Raw genomic sequence first — 645 nt, 5'->3', positions numbered from 1 at the left:
TGCGCAACGTCGACATCACCGGCATCGCCGACTCCGGGCTCAAGGTGGTCGTCGACGCCTCGAACGGCAGCGCGGGGCTGGTGCTGCCCAGTCTGCTCGGCAAGCTGGGCGTCGATTCGCTCACCATCAACCCCGGCCTCGACGAGGCCCGGCCCACCGAGTCGGCCGACATGCGGCGGTCCGGGCTGGTGCGCCTCGGGGAGATCGTGGCGTCCTCGCGGGCCGCGTTCGGGGTGCGGTTCGACCCGGTCGGTTAGCGGCTGTCGCTCGTCGACGAGAAGGGCCGCATCATCGAGGACGACCGGGCGCTGCTGGTGAGGCTCGACATGATCGCGGCCGAGCGGCGCAGCGGCCGGGTCGCGCTCCCGGTGACGACCACCAGGATCGCCGAGCAGGTCGCCGCCTACCACGGCACGCAGGTCGAGTGGACCACCACGTCTCCGGACGACCTGACGCGGGTCGGGGGCGAGTAGGGAGCGATCTTCGGCGGCGACGGCAAGGGCGGCTTCATCGTCCCCGAGTTCAGCAGCGTCTACGACGGCACGGCGGCCTTCGTGCGGCTGATCGGCCTGGTCGCGCGGACGCATTTCACGCTGAGCCAGATCGACGCGCGGATCCCGCGCGCCCACGTCCTCAAGCGCGACC

The 645-nt window shown here is 71.6% G+C and carries 1 protein-coding gene and 1 pseudogene; both read left to right on the top strand.

The window, feature by feature from the left end; all coding sequences use genetic code 11:
- Positions 1-257, top strand: a pseudogene (locus DMC61_RS41900) (hypothetical protein); the annotation flags it as partial.
- A 57-nt stretch (positions 258-314) separates the two neighbouring features.
- Positions 315-473, top strand: a complete 159-nt coding sequence (locus DMC61_RS41895; protein WP_233595122.1) for a hypothetical protein — start codon at positions 315-317, stop codon at positions 471-473.
- The last annotated feature ends 172 nt before the right edge of the window (positions 474-645 follow it).

The organism is Amycolatopsis sp. WAC 04169 (assembly GCF_003947535.1).
In the GTDB taxonomy this organism is placed as follows: Bacteria; Actinomycetota; Actinomycetes; order Mycobacteriales; family Pseudonocardiaceae; genus Amycolatopsis; species Amycolatopsis keratiniphila.
The sequence above is the reverse complement of the archived record's forward strand: the minus strand, read 5'-3'. Positions and strand labels throughout refer to the sequence as shown.